Below are 15,033 nucleotides of genomic sequence, written 5' to 3' on the forward strand. Positions count from 1 at the left end.
TTTAGCTGAGCTCAATTATCCGACGAGAAACTATCGTTTGAAAACAGCATAATATGAGGAGTAAATAGATGCAACGGGCACGGACGGAACCAAGATTGCCAGACGACTGATTGAGCTAAACTCAACCGATATCGGGTGGCTGAACGTGGCGTTCTCTGTGACTATTTCAATTTTCCAGCGGTGGGAGAGACGAAGGTGGCAATACAAAAACAGATGGATGCCAGCGAATGGGGGATGCTTGTGGCGCTCTCGCTGCTGTGGGGCGGATCGTTCTTTTTCATCGGCATTGCCGTCAAGGAACTGCCGCCCGTCACCATCGTCACGCTGCGTGTCAGCCTCGCTGCCACGGCACTGCTGATCGTCTGCCGCATCATGGGCCTTCATCTGCCACGGCAATGGGCCGTATGGCGCGCCTTTTTCGGCATGGGCCTGCTCAACAACATCATTCCCTTCTGCCTGATCGTCTGGGGCCAGACCCATATTGCCAGCGGGTTGGCCTCGATCCTCAATGCGACGACGCCGCTCTTTACCGTCATCGTCGCCCATTTCCTCACAGCCGACGAGAAGATGACGGGCAACAAGCTGGCGGGTGTTCTCATCGGTTTTGCCGGCGTGGCGACGATGATCGGCCCGGCAGCCTTTGGCGGTGCGATCTCCGGCCTCTGGGGTCAGATTGCCATTCTCGGCGCAGCGATCTCCTATTCTTTCGCGGGCATATTCGGCCGCCGCTTCAAGGCCATGGGCGTGCCGCCACTGATGACCGCCACCGGCCAGATATCGTCTTCGACACTGATGCTGATCCCCGCCGCGCTCCTCATTGACAAGCCTTGGACGCTTGCCATGCCGAGCCTCGGCACCTGGGGCGCACTCATCGGTATCGCGCTCTTGTCCACGGCCCTGGCCTACCTCATCTTCTTTCGCATCCTTGCAACTGCCGGCGCCACCAATCTCGCGCTCGTCACCTTCCTCATTCCCGTCAGCGCCATCCTTCTCGGTTCGCTCATTCTCGGAGAACAGCTGGAAATCAAGCACTTCGCTGGAATGGCGATGATTGCCGCCGGCCTTGCCGCGATTGACGGCAGGCTGCCGGCGAAACTAAGAGATTTCCTGCGCAAGGCCCCCGCTTGACAGTGACAGTTCGTAAAAGCATTCTCGCCATCATGATCGCTATCAAAACGACGACCACCCGCCATATGACGATGACCGGTCAACCGGCAGGGAAAGGCATGTCCGCGCACTGAGCGATCAACATCCACCCCTGCCGATAAGAGCAGGGGTGTCACGCCTGCTCCGAACGCGCCACAAGGAGACAGGCATGAACATGAAACCAGCGGATATTACAAACAAGCCATTTGATCTAAAGGACGTTGTCCTGCGCGCCACCCGGCTTGAAGACGTCGAAGCCTTGACGGAAATGCTCAACCTTCCCGGCGTCCGGCACGGCACCCTTCGGCAGCCTTTCCAGACGATTGAAAAGACGAGGAAATCGATAGAAAACCGAGCCCCTACCGACATCGTCATCGTCGCGGAGTGGCACGGAAAACTCGTTGGTAACGCCGGATTATACCGCAGAGCGGGCAGACAATACCATGTCGCCGATCTTGCGATGTCCGTTCACGACGATTTTGCCGGAAAGGGCGTCGGTTCAAGGCTTCTGACGGCGCTCATCGACGCGGCCGACAACTGGCATGATATCCGCCGCATCGAACTGAATGTCTTCACCGACAATCTCGCCGCCCTCCGGCTCTATGAGAAACTCGGTTTCGAACGCGAGGGCACCTTGCGCAACGATGCCTATCGCGACGGCAAATATGTGGATGCCTACGTCATGGCGCGTCTGCGCTGATGTTTCAGGCGGACAAATGATCGGCAATCACTTCCCGAATGGTCCGACGTGACCATTCGGCCAGTTTCTCATCACGTCCACGTTGAGCCTCAAGCGTGATCAACGCCTTCCACAGCGCCCAGCCGCGCCCGCGCTGCCATGTGGCATTGTCGAGATCCATCGCCTGGCGAAAGACGTTCCGGCTTTCGGCGTCGAGCACGTTCCATGCCAGAATGAGATCGGAAGATGGGTCTCCGACGCCGGAACTGCCGAAGTCTATGACGGCTGAGAGGCGGCCATCTCTCACCAGCAGATTGCCTTCGGCAATATCGCCATGCACCCAAACGCCCTGGCCCTGCCAGCTGCTCGAAAGAGCAAGCTGCCATATTTCCATGGCCAGCCTCTGATCGACCTCATCGGCGAGGCGCAACGTCGCCGCCCTCGCCTCGCCGTCATAGACCGCAAGCGACCCACCGCGGTGGAAATTTTGCTCGCCCGCAAGCGGACCATCCGTCGCATCGATGCCCTGCAGGGATTTCAAAAACGCTGCTACGTCGACGGCTATTGTTGCGAGATTTATATGCCCAAGATGCCGGGCGAGAGGCTCGCCATCAAGCCAGCCATAAACGGACCATGGAAACGGATAATCTTGTCCCGGCTCCCCAATCGCAAATGGCTTTGGGATCGGAAGAGGCAAAAGAGGCGCAAGCTTCGGCAGCCAGCGATGCTCCTTCTCCACCTGTGCCACATAGCGGCCAGCGCTCGGCAGGCGAACGAGCATATTATCACCAAGGCGGAAGCTGCGATTATCCCAGCCGCTCAGTTCCACTGGCCTGACATCAAGCTCCGCCCATTGCGGAAACTGGCTTGCGATCAGCGCTCGCACCTGCTGCCTAGAGATGACGATGCGGTCATCCATGTCCCGTCCCCCGTTTCAGGATGAGACCCATAGCGGCGCGAAACAACGAGGCGATGACGGTGCTTCAGCCACCGATCAGCGCCAGCCACTCGTCCTCGTCCATGGTCTGAACGCCCAGCTCCGCCGCCTTGGCAAGCTTGGAACCTGCCCCCGGCCCGGCCACCAGAATATCCGTCTTCTTCGATACGGAGCCGGCCACCTTGGCGCCCAGACTTTCCGCACGGGCCTTGGCCTCGTCGCGCGTGAATTTTTCCAGAGACCCCGTAAAGACCACCGTCTTGCCCGCTACCGGGCTGCCTTCGGTCGAGGGCTTCTCGGCCTCCTTCGGCCGCAGCTCCCGTATCAGCCGGTCGATGACATCGAGATTGCGCGGTTCCTTGTAGAATTCGATGATGGCGCGCGCCACGACCTCGCCGATGCCATCGATACTGTTGAGTTCGGCCCAGGCATCGCTCGCCGGGTCGGCTGCCGCCTTCATGGCTTCCTCGAAATGCTCATAGGTGCCATAGGAACGCGCTAGAAGCTTCGCCGTGGTTTCACCGACATGACGAATGCCGAGAGCGAAGATAAGCCGATGCAGATCGATCTCGCGGCGGGCATCGATGGCATCGAACAGTTTCTTGACACTGACCTTGCCGAAGCCATCTATGTTTTCGAGCTTGGTAAGATGCGATGCCTCCTGCCGCGCCTTCAGCGTGAAAATATCAGGCGCGGTCTTGATGGAGAGGGCCGGATCCTCGCTTTCGAAGAAGAAATCGATCTGCTTGGTACCCAACCCCTCGATATCGAAGGCATTGCGCGAAACGAAATGTTTCAGATGCTCGACCGCCTGCGCCCGGCAGACGAAACCGCCGGTGCAGCGCGTGACCGAATCGAGCTTGCCGGTCTTTTCATTGCGCTCCCGCACCGCATGGCTGCCGCACACAGGACATTTCTCCGGAAACGCATATTTCACCGCCTCAGCCGGTCGCTTCTCCAGAAGAACATCCAGCACCTGCGGAATGACATCGCCTGCACGCTGCACGATGACAGTATCGCCAATGCGGATATCATGATCCTCGGGCCGAATGCGCTCGCCGCTATTGCCGATACCCTCGATGTAATCGGCATTGTGTAGCGTCGCATTGGTGACGACGACGCCGCCGACGGTAATCGGGGTGAGACGCGCAACCGGTGTCAGCGCGCCGGTGCGCCCTACCTGGATTTCAATGTTCTCGACCGTGGTGAAGGCCTGTTCGGCCGGGAACTTGTGTGCGGTGGCCCAGCGCGGGCTGCGCGAACGGAAACCCAGCCGTTCCTGAAGGTCCAGCCGGTCGACCTTGTAGACCACGCCGTCGATATCGTAATCGAGATCGGGTCGCGCGACGCCGATTTCATTATAATGTTCAAGCAATTGTTCGGCAGAGGTGAATCGCTTCATCAGCGGATTGACCGGGAAACCCCATTCCCGGAATTTCTCGACGATACCATATTGCGTGTCGGCAATCCGCGTCGGCTGGCCGCCATTGGAGACCTCGCCAAGAGCATAGGCAAAGAACCGCAGCTTGCGTTTCGCCGTCACATTGGCGTCAAGCTGGCGCAGCGAACCGGAGGCCGTGTTGCGCGGGTTCACGTAGGTCTGCTTGCCATCGGCCTCCATCTGGGCATTGAGCGCCATGAAGTCGCTCTTGGCCATATAGACTTCGCCGCGCACCTCCACCACATCGGGTACATCGGCAGGCAGCTCGTTCGGAATTTCCTTGATGGTCTTGATATTGGCGGTGACGTTCTCGCCCGTCGTGCCGTCGCCACGTGTTGCTGCCGTCTTCAGCTTGCCGTTCTCGTAGCGGATGGACATGGAAAGTCCGTCGATCTTCGGCTCGGCGGTAAAGGCAATCGAACCATCCGGCAGGTGCCCGAGGAAGCGGTAAACCGAACTGACGAAATCGCGCAGATCACCTTCAGAAAACGTATTGTCGAGTGAAAGCATCGGCCGCGCATGCACGATGGGCGCGAAGGTGGGAAGCGGCGTGAAGCCGACTTTCTTCGACGGGCTGTCGGCCCGCACCAGCGCCGGGAAAGCCGCCTCTATGGCATCGTTGCGCCGCTTCAGCGCATCGTAGTCCGCGTCCGAAATTTCCGGCGCGTCCTTGCCATGATAAAGCGCATCGTGGCGGGCAAGCTCGGCTGCCAGAAATGCCAGCTCGGAAGAGGCCTCAAGCTCGGTCAGGTTTTCGACGGGAATCTGGTCTTTCGACATGGAAGAAGCCTCACGGATGAATCTGCAATGCTTTTAGCGAATTATTGGCAAACGCAAAACCATCCTCGCTTTTCAACAGGCGGGAATCCGCTATTCTGAGCATCCGGATGAAACAGAAGCCGGAGCCCCCATGGAACTCACCACCCTCATTGCCTTTGCAGCAGCCTTCTTCGTGTTCGCGGCCAGCCCCGGCCCTGACAATATGACGATCGTCGCCCGCACCATCACCCATGGTGCCGCCTCCGGCCTCGCCTATGGGGCCGGAACCGTTGCAGGAATATTGATATTCCTCACGCTTGCGGCCTTCGGCCTGTCGATCCTCGCCGCCGAAATGGGAACGGTGATGGCGGTGCTGCGCTATGGTGGCGCGGCCTATCTCGTCTGGATGGGATTCAAACTCTGGACAGCGGAACCTGTGGTTCCCGGTCTGCAACCCATGAATGGCCGCCATAGCCTTCTTTCGATATTCGCCACGGGAACCGCGCTCAATCTCGGAAATCCGAAAATGCCGCTCTTTTACGTGGCATTGTTACCGAACGTTGTCGGCGCCTCGCTGACGGTCGATCACCTTCTGGCGCTGGCATCCGTCATCGTCGTGGTGGAGGCGGTTGTGATCGGCGCTCATGTGGTTCTGGCTGTGCGGGCAAGAAAGCTGCTTCGTGAGCCAAGAATCGTCCGCAGGGTGAACCGGGCGGCGGGCGGCGTCATGATCGGCTCCGGCGTGGCGGTGGCCGTCAGCCGTTAATCCTTGGCGGCAAGCAGGCGGGCGGCGGCAGCCCTCGCCTCATCTGTCACCGAGGCACCGGCAAGCATGCGGGCGATTTCTTCGGTGCGATGTTTCGGCTCCATGGTAGCGACACGCGTGGCGATGCGCTCGGTGCCGTCGCCGGAGGGGCCTTTGGAAATGAGAAGATGTGTGGCCGCCCGCGCGGCCACCTGGGGCGCGTGGGTGACGGACAGAACCTGCACGGTTTTCGACAGACGACGCAGCCTCTGGCCAATGGCATCTGCCACAGCGCCGCCAACGCCCGTGTCGATTTCGTCGAACACCAGTGTCGGTGCCGATCCACGATCAGCCAGCGCGACTTTAAGCGCCAGCAGGAAACGGGACAATTCGCCGCCAGAAGCGACTTTCATGATCGGGCCGGGCCGCGTTCCAGGATTGGTCTGAACGTGGAATTCCACGATGTCGATACCGTCAGCCGTCGCTTGCTCCGGGTCGGAGCTGACTTCGACGGTAAAACGTGCCCGCTCCAGCTTGAGCGCCGGAAGCTCAGCCATGACAGCTTCGGAAAGCGCATTTGCCGCATTGCGGCGTTTTTCGGAAAGCGATTTGGCCGCGTGGTCGAAATCGGCTTTCACAACGCCGAGATTGGCTTCAAGTTTGCCGAGCTTTTCTTCGCCCGCATCGAGGTCGGCGAGATCCGCGACCATTTTTTCCGCAAGCGCCGGTAGATCAGGCACCGCGACATTATATTTGCGTCCGGCGGCGCGTAGCGCAAACAGCCGTTCCTCCACCCGCTCCAGCTCGCGTGGATCGAACTCGGTGCGGCGAAGTGCGGCTTCCACTTCCATCTGCGCGTTGGAAAGGCTGTCGAGCGCGGCATCCAGCAATTGCACAGTGTCTTCCAGCAATCCCGGCGCCTCGTGGCTCTTGCGTTCCAGGCGCCGCATCATGGATGCGATCATGGGCACTGGCGAGGCGTTGCCGTTCAGGAACTCGCTCGCTTCGGCGATATCACCGGCAATACGTTCGGATTTCTGCATCACCGCCCGACGTTCGGCAAGCTCCTCCTCCTCGCCGTCGCGCGGCGAGAGCACCTCAAGCTCCTCGACGGAGGAACGCAGATAGTCCGCCTCTCGGGCAGCAGCCTCAACCTTGGCACGATGGGTTTTCAATGCCCGCTCGGCGTCCTTCCATGTGCGGTAGAAACCCTGAACGGCACGGGCATCTTCGCTCAGCCCGGCAAAAGCATCCAGCAGCGTACGGTGGGCATCGGTATCGACAAGGGCGCGGTCGTCGTGCTGGCCGTGAATTTCGACCAGTAGCTGCCCCAGCTGACGCATCATCTGCACGCTGATGGCCTGATCGTTGATATAGGCCTTGGTGCGTCCGTCTGCGGATTGCACGCGGCGGAAAATCAGGTCGCCATCGTCATCCAGACCGTTTTCGCGCAGGAGATGCCGTGTGGGGTGGCTGTTCGGAACTTCGAAAGTGGCAGTGACCTGCCCCTTCTCTTCCCCGTGGCGCACCAGACCGCCATCGCCGCGGCCGCCGAGGGCCAGCGACAGGCTGTCAAGCAGAATGGATTTGCCCGCGCCCGTCTCACCCGTCAACACGGAAAGGCCCGCCTCAAAGCCGAGGTCGAGCCTTTCAATCAGAACGATGTCACGAATCGAGAGCTGGACCAGCATGGCCTATGCCCTGTCTCAGGCGCCGATAAGCTTCTTGCCGGCGCGCGAAATCCAGGACCCCTTGTTTTCACGCGGCTCCAACCCACCGCCCTTCAGCAGCTTGTAGGAATCCGCATACCATTGGCTGTCGGGATAGTTGTTGCCGAGAACGGCGGCAGCAGTCTGCGCCTCGTCGGAAAGACCCATCGCATAATAGGATTCCGTCAAACGGGCCAGCGCTTCCTCGATCTGGTTGGTGTTCTGGTATTGCTCGACGACGATACGGAAACGCGAAACGGCGGCGAGATATTCCTTGCGCTCAAGGTAATAACGGCCGACCTGCATTTCGCGGCCAGCGAGCTGGTCGCGGGCGAAACGGATTTTGGCCTGCGCGTCAGCGACATATTCCGAATCAGGGTAGTCGTTGACCACCTTGCTCATCGCCTCGACCGTGCGCTGCGCGGCGCGCTGGTCCTGCGTCACGTCGGAAATCTGCTTCGAATAGGCAAGACCGATCATGTACTGAACGTAGGCGGCATCCTTGGAGCGCGGATATTGGCGCAGGAAGCGGCTGCCCGACGCGATGGCCACGTCGTTCTTGTTGGTGCGCGTGGCGATGAAGGTCTGCATCACAAGCGCCTTCTGGCCCCATTCGGTGAAGGGATATTGCTTGTCGATCGCCTCGAACTTGCGCGAGGCCTCCGTCATGTTGCCGGCGTTCATGTTGGCAAGCCCCTGCTTGTACAGAACGTCTGGCGGATCGGTCTCGACGCCGAGCTTGGTAATGTCGATATCCGGATCGGACTGGCAGGCCGTGACGGCAACACTCGCACCGACCAACATCAACGAAACGGCGATCCCCCGCATCGTACCCTTCATTGCACCAGACCCTACATGCTTCATTCGACAGTTCCCACTTCCCGCGCAAATACATAAGCATCGGCTTTGCACTGGCGTTTCTAGCCATAAAAGCATCTGCAGGGCAACGCAATGATGATGCATTAACGCATTTTTATGGCATCGGCCCATGCAATCGCATGAATATCAGGCGGTATGACAAAACATCCCGCCCCTCATCGTGAAAAAGCCGCCCCGAAACGGAGCGGCTTTTCCTGTCAATCAATAGCCTGCAAACAAACTCAAGCGGACCAGGGTGCAAATTCCGGCATGTTGACCGGAACGAATTCGCGGGCACGTACCTGGTTGCGGGCGGCCGGAGCCTCCACGATCTCATAGGCCGAGCGGTCGCTCAGCAAAGCCTTCAGCGCGTTGGCATTGACCTTGTGGCCGCCGCGATAGGAGCGATAGCAACCGATGAACTGCGCACCGGCAAGTGCCAGGTCGCCCACGGCGTCCAGCGTCTTATGGCGAACGAATTCGTCCTTGGCATAACGCAGGCCTTCCATGTTGATGACGCTGTTGTCATCGGAGATGACAACAGAGTTTTCAAGCGAGGAGCCGAGTGCGTAACCAGCAGCCCACAGGCGCTCCACGTCACGCATGAAGCCGAAGGTGCGGGCGCGCGAAAGCTCGTTCTTGAACGTATCCGCCGTCAGGTCGCCCTTCCAGGACTGCTTGCCGATTAGCGGCGTGTCGAAGTCGATATCGACCTCGAACCGCGTGCCGTCGTAAGGGCGGAACTCCGCCCAGGACGCACCCGAATCGATGCGCACCGGCTTGATGACGCGGATATAGCGGCGCTTCACACCAAGGTTCTTGATGCCAGCCGATTCGATCGCATCGATAAATGGCGCAGAGCTGCCGTCCATGATCGGCACTTCCGGACCGTCGACCTCAACGACGAGGTTATCGAGGCCCATGGCGTAGATGGCAGCCATGACGTGCTCGACCGTTGCCACTGACTGGGATAGCGAGCGGCCGAGCACGGTGCACAGATCGGTATTGCCGACATTGGAAGACACCGCCTTCAACTCGGTTACGCTGCCATTTTCATGAAGGCGCTGAAACACGATGCCCGTTCCTGCTTCTGCGGGCTGGAACGTCATCGAAGCCGGATTGCCGGAATGCACGCCAATGCCCTTGAGCTGAACAGCATTTGCGATAGTCGTCTGAAATCCGAGCAGTCCGATAGTCATGCGTATATGCCTTGTTTTGAAAACCGCGCCGTATATTCAGCGCCGTTCAAGTTTTTCAAGCCGGTTTCAACAACCGGCGAGGTCAATGTTTTCCCTTACCCAGCCTCATACATACGCACATGAAAGTGCCAGGACAAATCACTGTTCGTTTCGGATTGTTACACGCACAAGCCATTGAAAAGATGAATTAATTTACTGTTAATAACGCACAATAAAACAAAACGCCCGGGTCGTGTGACCCGGGCGTTTGGAGAGGCGAACGGAATCGCTGTTAGTTGGACTGGCGACGCAGGAAGGCCGGAATTTCCAGCTGGTCGTCGTCATGGTGGCTTGCCGAAGAAGGCGTCGCACGACCGTGATCGTCAAGCTGGCCACGACGCGGAGCGTAGAGGCTGGCTTCCGGCGAAAGTGCGCGGCGCTGCTGCGGCGCCATGCTCGGCGCATCCATCATTTCGGAAGGAACTTCTTCCTCTTCGCGTCGGCCAAGCGAGTTGGTGATGCGCTTCAGAAGACCCATCGGACCACGCTCTTCCTGGGCTGCAGGAGCTGCGTGGGCACGGTGATCCATCTCGGCCTTCACGACCGGCGGAAAGTCTTCAACCTTCGGCATGCGGACAGGCTCGGGCTGGCGGGCAACAGGAGCCTGCTCCTGATAGACCGGAGCCTGCGGCTGCTGCAGACGCGGAGCGGCAACCTGTTCCGGCGCGTGATAGACCGGTGCCGGGGCAACCGGTGCCGGAGCAGCCTGCTGAACCGGCTGGGCCGGACGGAGAGCTGCCGGTGCTTCAGCCGGAGCGGATGCAAACAGCTTGCTCTGCGGACGGAAATCCTGAGAGGGCTGCTGGTGTGCTGCGAAACCAAGTTCACGTTCCATTTCGGCTTCCGCCGAACGGATGGTCTGGGCGATCTGGTCTACGGTCTTTGGTGCCTGCGATACTGCTTGTGCAGGCTGAACTGCGGCCGGAGCGGGAGCAACGGCCGCGGAAGGACGGATAAGCGGCTTGGCGGCTGCGGCGCGCATATCGGCAACGTTCTGTTCGCCAACGCCCGCAACGCGGTCGATGCCGGTCGCGACGACGGAGACGCGGATGAGACCTTCAAGTGCCTCGTCGAAGGTTGCGCCGAGGATGATGTTCGCATCCGGATCGACTTCTTCGCGAATACGGGTAGCCGCTTCGTCTACTTCGAACAGGGTAAGATCGCGACCGCCGGTGATGGAGATCAGGAGGCCCTGTGCGCCCTTCATCGAGGTTTCGTCGAGCAGCGGGTTGGCGATTGCCGCTTCCGCAGCCTGCATCGCACGGCCCGGACCGGAAGCTTCGCCAGTACCCATCATTGCGCGGCCCATTTCACGCATGACCGAGCGAACGTCAGCGAAGTCGAGGTTGATGAGACCTTCCTTCACCATCAGATCGGTAATGCAGGCAACGCCGGAATAGAGAACCTGGTCAGCCATGGCGAAGGCATCGGCAAAGGTCGTCTTGTCGTTGGCAATGCGGAAGAGGTTCTGGTTCGGAATGACGATCAGCGTATCGACGGACTTCTGCAGTTCCTCGATGCCCTGTTCGGCAAGACGCATGCGGCGACCGCCTTCGAAGTGGAAAGGCTTGGTAACGACGCCGACCGTCAGGATGCCCTTGTTGCGGGCAGCCTGTGCGACGACAGGTGCAGCACCGGTGCCGGTACCACCACCCATGCCGGCAGTGACGAAGCACATGTGGGTGCCGTTCAGGTGATCGATGATCTCATCGATGCATTCTTCAGCGGCGGCGCGTCCGACTTCCGGCTGGGAACCGGCACCGAGACCCTCGGTGACGTTGACGCCGAGCTGGATGACCCGGTCTGCCTTCGTCATGGTCAGAGCCTGTGCATCCGTGTTGGCGACGACGAAATCGACACCCTGGAGGCCAGCCGTGATCATGTTGTTGACAGCGTTACCGCCACCGCCGCCCACACCGAAAACAGTGATGCGTGGCTTCAGCTCGGTGATATCAGGCTTTTGCAGCTGTATCGTCATTTTACCATTCCTTCTTTCTCTGGCCGCATCGCCCCGCTGGCCGATTCTTGAAAACTCAACTTGGAAACCTCAGGCTCACGCCACGAGGCTACTCAGAAACTCTCTTTCAGCCATTGCCCTACCCGGGCTATCCGGCCGCTACCCGTACCAAACGGCGAGAACATTCCGCCTTGCGCCGCATGAATTTCGATGTCCGCCACCTGCGGATAGATCATCAGTCCGCATGCGGTTGAAAATGCCGGTCCCTTTGCCGCAACCGGAAGACCCGCAACCCCCATGGGGCGGCCGATACGAACGTTGCGGGCAAGAATGCGCCGTGCCGTTTCCGGCAGCCCCGTCAGCTGGCTCGCGCCGCCCGTCAGGACAACACGTTTGCCGACGATGGGGCTGAAGCCGGACTTCTGGATACGATCACGGATCAATTCCAGCGTCTCTTCGATACGCGCCCGCACGATGCGGGTAACAAGTGCCCTTGAAACTTGCGATGGTTGATCGCGATCATCTTCGCCAATCGGCGGGATCGAAATCATGTCGCGCTCATCCGCGCCATTCAGCAAAGCCGAACCATGCACCACCTTCAGTCTCTCCGCATCTTCGATTCGTGTCGAGAGGCCTCGTGCAAGATCTGTCGTAACGTGATGACCGCCAAGGCCGATCGCGTCGGTATGAATGAGACGGCCTTCGGCGAAAACCGAGATCGTCGTGGTGCCGCCGCCCATGTCGATGGCGGCACAGCCAAGCTCGACCTCGTCATCGACCAGTGCCGCAAGACCGCTGGCATAGGGCGTCGCCACCATGCCCTCGACCGAAAGATGCGCACGATTGACGCAAAGCTCGAGGTTCTTCAGCGCCGTGCGTTCGACAGTCACCACATGCATGTCGACACCGAGAAGATCGCCATACATCGACAGCGGATCACGAATGCCGCGCTCGCCATCCAGCGAATAGCCTGTTGGCAGCGAATGCAGGATCGCCCGGTCCTGACGCATGGACTGCTGGCTCGCCGCCACCAGAACCTTGCGCAGGTCGCTTGCTTCCACTTCCTGTCCGCCGAGATCGATGCTCGCGGTATAGATGTCGCTTGCCAGCCGGCCGGCGGAGACATTGACGATCAGGCTGTCGACGGTCAGGCCTGCCATGCGCTCGGCCGCATCCACCGAAAGACGGATCACGCCTTCGAGCGCGTCAAGATCGGCGATCACGCCGGATTTCACACCGCGCGAGCGCTGGTGACCAATGCCGATGATTTCCACTTTGTGGGTGCGACCCGGCAGGATTTCGCTTTCCTGGCGCGGCGTCAGCCGTCCGATCATGCAAACGACCTTAGTCGAGCCGATGTCGAGCACCGAGACGATGTGGCTGCGCTTGGAAGACAGCGGCTTCAGGCGAGGCAGACCGAAATGGGAAGAACCAAAAAAGCTCATGTGTTCTTCTCCGCTTTCTTGAGTGCCTTCGTGCGTGCATCTACCGCCGTCTGGCGGCGCTCTGCTGCACCTTCGGTCAACTGGATCGTGGTGCGGTCCGTCAGACGCAGATCGACGGCAGCGACATCACGCGACAGAACCTTTTCCTCGAGATCGAGCCGTGCCAGCAATTGCAGTGCCTGCGGCAGGTTCTCTTCCGGCAGCTTGACGACGATGCCGTTGTCGAGATGCAGATCCCAGCGGCGGCCGGCAATGCGAACATAGGCGCGAACGCGATTGCGAATTTCCGGCCAATCGGCCAGTTGCGCTACGAAACCGGCAGCACCCGTTTCCGCGTCGCGTCCGACGAACAGCGGCAGGGCGGCAAATTTATTGTCACGCAGCGGCGCGATCACGCTGCCGCTTTTTTCGATCAGCGACAGTTCCGTGCCATGCTGCCAGATGCCGAAAGCTTCACGCTCCTTCAGGCGAACCTCAACCGTCTTCGGGTAGACCTTGCGGATATCAACATCTTCGACCCAGGGAAGCTGGACGAGCTTGCGGCGTGCCGCATCGATATCAAGCGCAATCAGGGAGGTGCTGCCGTCAAGGCCGAGAAGCTGGAAGACTTCGATTTCCGATGTCTGCAAATTGCCGGATACCTTGACGTCCTCAACCGCAAAACCGGCGGCCGAGGTCGTGGTCTGGGTGACGATATTCGTATGTCCGCCAAGCGACATGCCGTAAAGCCCGATCACCGCGTAAAAGGCAACAGCCGAAATCGTGCCGGTATGGGCGGGAATGTGGATGCGTCCGGTCGCAAGGCTGACACCGAAACGCACGAAACGACGCAGCGGACGCGGCAGCACCCTGCGATCGTCGGCATTTGCCGTCGCCACGAATTGCTCGCGCTTTTTTGCCGTCGACTTTTTGCCGGTCACCGCAAACACGAAGCGTCCTCCACCATCCAGCTGACAAGGTTACCAAAGGAGCGGCCAGCATGGGCCGCCATTTCCGGCACCAGGGAGGTCGGCGTCATGCCCGGCTGCGTATTCACTTCAAGCCAGATAACTTCGCCATCTTCTGAGAAGCGGTCGTCGTAACGAAAGTCTGAACGGCTTACGCCACGGCACCCGATCGCCCGATGCGCCATAACCGCCAGTGTTTGAATTTTTTGGTAAATTTTTGGTGAAATTTCTGCCGGAATGACATGCTTTGAGCCACCGGCTGCGTATTTAGCGTCATAATCATAGAAATTGTGACCCAGCGGCACCACTTCCGTCACTCCTAGCGCCTCGCCGTCGAGCACGCCGCAGGTCAGTTCGCGACCATGGATGTAACGCTCGACCATGACGTGATCGCCGTAACGCCATTCGGACGAGGTAAGGATTTGCGGCGGATGCGACTGGTCTTCCTTGACGATCACCACACCGAAGCTCGAGCCTTCGCGCACCGGCTTCACGACGTAGGGCGGCGCAAGCGGATGTTCGCTGGTGAATTCAAACCGGTTCATGACGCGTTCGTCAGCCACCGGAATGCCAGCAGCCGCAGCCACTTTCTTGGCCTGCGCCTTGTCCATGGCAAGTGCAGAAGCGAGCACGCCGGAATGGGTATAGGGAATGGCGAGATATTCGAGAATGCCTTGAATGGTGCCGTCTTCACCGAAGGGGCCATGCAGCGCATTGAAGGCGACATCCGGGCGCAGCTCGCCGAGTACGGCGGCGATATCGCGCCCCACATCGACCCGGGTGACCTTGTACCCCTCGCCCTCAAGGGCGAGCGCGCAAGCGTTCCCGGACGAGAGGCTGACCGGCCGCTCCGACGAAAACCCACCCAAAAGAACAGCTACGTGCTTGCCGCCCATCGATACCTCTGACACCAAATCTCCGCTACGATCCGCACCGGAACCAACCGAATTTGACGAACGGTGATTCTGGCACATGATCCTTGAGATCAGTTAAACGCCATTAAGGTTAATGAATCGTTTACTTTCGTTAACCGCCGCGCCCAACATGCCAGTTCCATTAAAGAATCAGCATCGATCCGAATTACCTCCTTGGAATCAGAGAGTTGGACGGATTGCAACATGCAGGTTTTCAATGATCGGAAATAGAACGAGGGTGCCGCACACTTCTATCCC

12 protein-coding genes are annotated in these 15,033 nt (G+C 59.4%); 3 read left to right on the plus strand and 9 right to left on the minus strand.

Features of this window, described 5'->3' with window-relative positions; all coding sequences use genetic code 11:
* Nucleotides 1–195: 195 nt before the first annotated feature.
* The gene (locus ACQZ6D_RS05000) at nucleotides 196–1,128 is read left to right on the plus strand and encodes a DMT family transporter (protein WP_025594031.1); all 933 of its coding nucleotides are present in this window, start codon (nucleotides 196–198) and stop codon (nucleotides 1,126–1,128) included.
* 187 nt (nucleotides 1,129–1,315) lie between these two features.
* A complete protein-coding gene (locus tag ACQZ6D_RS05005; protein WP_013636501.1) occupies nucleotides 1,316–1,846 on the plus strand; it encodes a GNAT family N-acetyltransferase in 531 nt (176 codons plus the stop codon).
* Between the two features lie 4 nt (nucleotides 1,847–1,850).
* Here ACQZ6D_RS05005 and ACQZ6D_RS05010 read toward each other — a convergent pair whose 3' ends face one another.
* Nucleotides 1,851–2,744, minus strand: coding sequence for an aminoglycoside phosphotransferase family protein (locus ACQZ6D_RS05010; RefSeq protein WP_111783555.1), 894 nt, complete (start codon nucleotides 2,742–2,744; stop codon nucleotides 1,851–1,853).
* Nucleotides 2,745–2,808: 64 nt separating this feature from the next.
* Nucleotides 2,809–4,983 (minus strand): NAD-dependent DNA ligase LigA, encoded by a 2,175-nt coding sequence (ligA, locus tag ACQZ6D_RS05015; RefSeq protein ID WP_111783556.1) that lies wholly within the window; start codon nucleotides 4,981–4,983, stop codon nucleotides 2,809–2,811.
* Between the two features lie 130 nt (nucleotides 4,984–5,113).
* On the opposite strand from ligA, the gene ACQZ6D_RS05020 reads away from it, so the two are divergent.
* The gene (locus ACQZ6D_RS05020) at nucleotides 5,114–5,728 is read left to right on the plus strand and encodes a LysE family translocator (RefSeq protein WP_448729632.1); all 615 of its coding nucleotides are present in this window, start codon (nucleotides 5,114–5,116) and stop codon (nucleotides 5,726–5,728) included.
* Here the strand turns inward: ACQZ6D_RS05020 and recN are convergent.
* The 7 genes from recN to ACQZ6D_RS05055 all read right to left on the minus strand — a co-directional run bounded on the left by recN (nucleotide 5,725) and on the right by ACQZ6D_RS05055 (nucleotide 14,757).
* Entirely contained in the window at nucleotides 5,725–7,398 is a 1,674-nt protein-coding gene (recN, locus tag ACQZ6D_RS05025) for a DNA repair protein RecN (RefSeq protein WP_112290509.1), read from the minus strand. The genes ACQZ6D_RS05020 and recN overlap by 4 nt on opposite strands.
* Nucleotides 7,399–7,413: 15 nt before the next feature.
* The gene (locus ACQZ6D_RS05030; protein ID WP_003513201.1) at nucleotides 7,414–8,280 is read right to left on the minus strand and encodes an outer membrane protein assembly factor BamD; all 867 of its coding nucleotides are present in this window, start codon (nucleotides 8,278–8,280) and stop codon (nucleotides 7,414–7,416) included.
* A 236-nt stretch (nucleotides 8,281–8,516) separates the two neighbouring features.
* Nucleotides 8,517–9,473 carry a UDP-3-O-acyl-N-acetylglucosamine deacetylase gene (gene lpxC / locus ACQZ6D_RS05035; protein ID WP_003513204.1) on the minus strand — a complete coding sequence of 319 codons (957 nt, stop codon included), beginning with the start codon at nucleotides 9,471–9,473 and terminating at the stop codon, nucleotides 8,517–8,519.
* 271 nt (nucleotides 9,474–9,744) lie between these two features.
* Nucleotides 9,745–11,490 (minus strand): cell division protein FtsZ, encoded by a 1,746-nt coding sequence (gene ftsZ, locus ACQZ6D_RS05040; protein WP_003513206.1) that lies wholly within the window; start codon nucleotides 11,488–11,490, stop codon nucleotides 9,745–9,747.
* 92 nt (nucleotides 11,491–11,582) lie between these two features.
* Nucleotides 11,583–12,914: a cell division protein FtsA gene (gene ftsA, locus ACQZ6D_RS05045; protein ID WP_003513208.1), complete on the minus strand. Its 1,332-nt coding sequence runs from the start codon at nucleotides 12,912–12,914 to the stop codon at nucleotides 11,583–11,585.
* Complete coding sequence (locus ACQZ6D_RS05050) at nucleotides 12,911–13,843, minus strand: cell division protein FtsQ/DivIB (protein ID WP_003513210.1); 933 nt, start codon at nucleotides 13,841–13,843, stop codon at nucleotides 12,911–12,913. The genes ftsA and ACQZ6D_RS05050 overlap by 4 nt, the downstream gene beginning before the upstream one ends.
* Nucleotides 13,831–14,757, minus strand: a complete 927-nt coding sequence (locus ACQZ6D_RS05055; RefSeq protein ID WP_003513211.1) for a D-alanine--D-alanine ligase — start codon at nucleotides 14,755–14,757, stop codon at nucleotides 13,831–13,833. The genes ACQZ6D_RS05050 and ACQZ6D_RS05055 overlap by 13 nt, the downstream gene beginning before the upstream one ends.
* Nucleotides 14,758–15,033 lie beyond the last annotated feature (276 nt).

This window comes from Agrobacterium sp. 22-3639C2 (assembly GCF_053522105.1).

What these genes read in the sequence shown, in the direction of transcription:
- ftsZ (WP_003513206.1), bottom strand. Translation starts at nt 11,490, where the DNA reads ATGACGATACAGCTGCAAAAGCCTGATATCACCGAGCTGAAGCCACGC.
- ftsA (WP_003513208.1), bottom strand. Translation starts at nt 12,914, where the DNA reads ATGAGCTTTTTTGGTTCTTCCCATTTCGGTCTGCCTCGCCTGAAGCCG.
- ACQZ6D_RS05010 (WP_111783555.1), bottom strand. Translation starts at nt 2,744, where the DNA reads ATGGATGACCGCATCGTCATCTCTAGGCAGCAGGTGCGAGCGCTGATC.
- ACQZ6D_RS05055 (WP_003513211.1), bottom strand. Translation starts at nt 14,757, where the DNA reads ATGGGCGGCAAGCACGTAGCTGTTCTTTTGGGTGGGTTTTCGTCGGAG.
- ACQZ6D_RS05020 (WP_448729632.1), top strand. Translation starts at nt 5,114, where the DNA reads ATGGAACTCACCACCCTCATTGCCTTTGCAGCAGCCTTCTTCGTGTTC.
- ACQZ6D_RS05005 (WP_013636501.1), top strand. Translation starts at nt 1,316, where the DNA reads ATGAACATGAAACCAGCGGATATTACAAACAAGCCATTTGATCTAAAG.
- ACQZ6D_RS05030 (WP_003513201.1), bottom strand. Translation starts at nt 8,280, where the DNA reads ATGAAGCATGTAGGGTCTGGTGCAATGAAGGGTACGATGCGGGGGATC.
- recN (WP_112290509.1), bottom strand. Translation starts at nt 7,398, where the DNA reads ATGCTGGTCCAGCTCTCGATTCGTGACATCGTTCTGATTGAAAGGCTC.
- lpxC (WP_003513204.1), bottom strand. Translation starts at nt 9,473, where the DNA reads ATGACTATCGGACTGCTCGGATTTCAGACGACTATCGCAAATGCTGTT.
- ligA (WP_111783556.1), bottom strand. Translation starts at nt 4,983, where the DNA reads ATGTCGAAAGACCAGATTCCCGTCGAAAACCTGACCGAGCTTGAGGCC.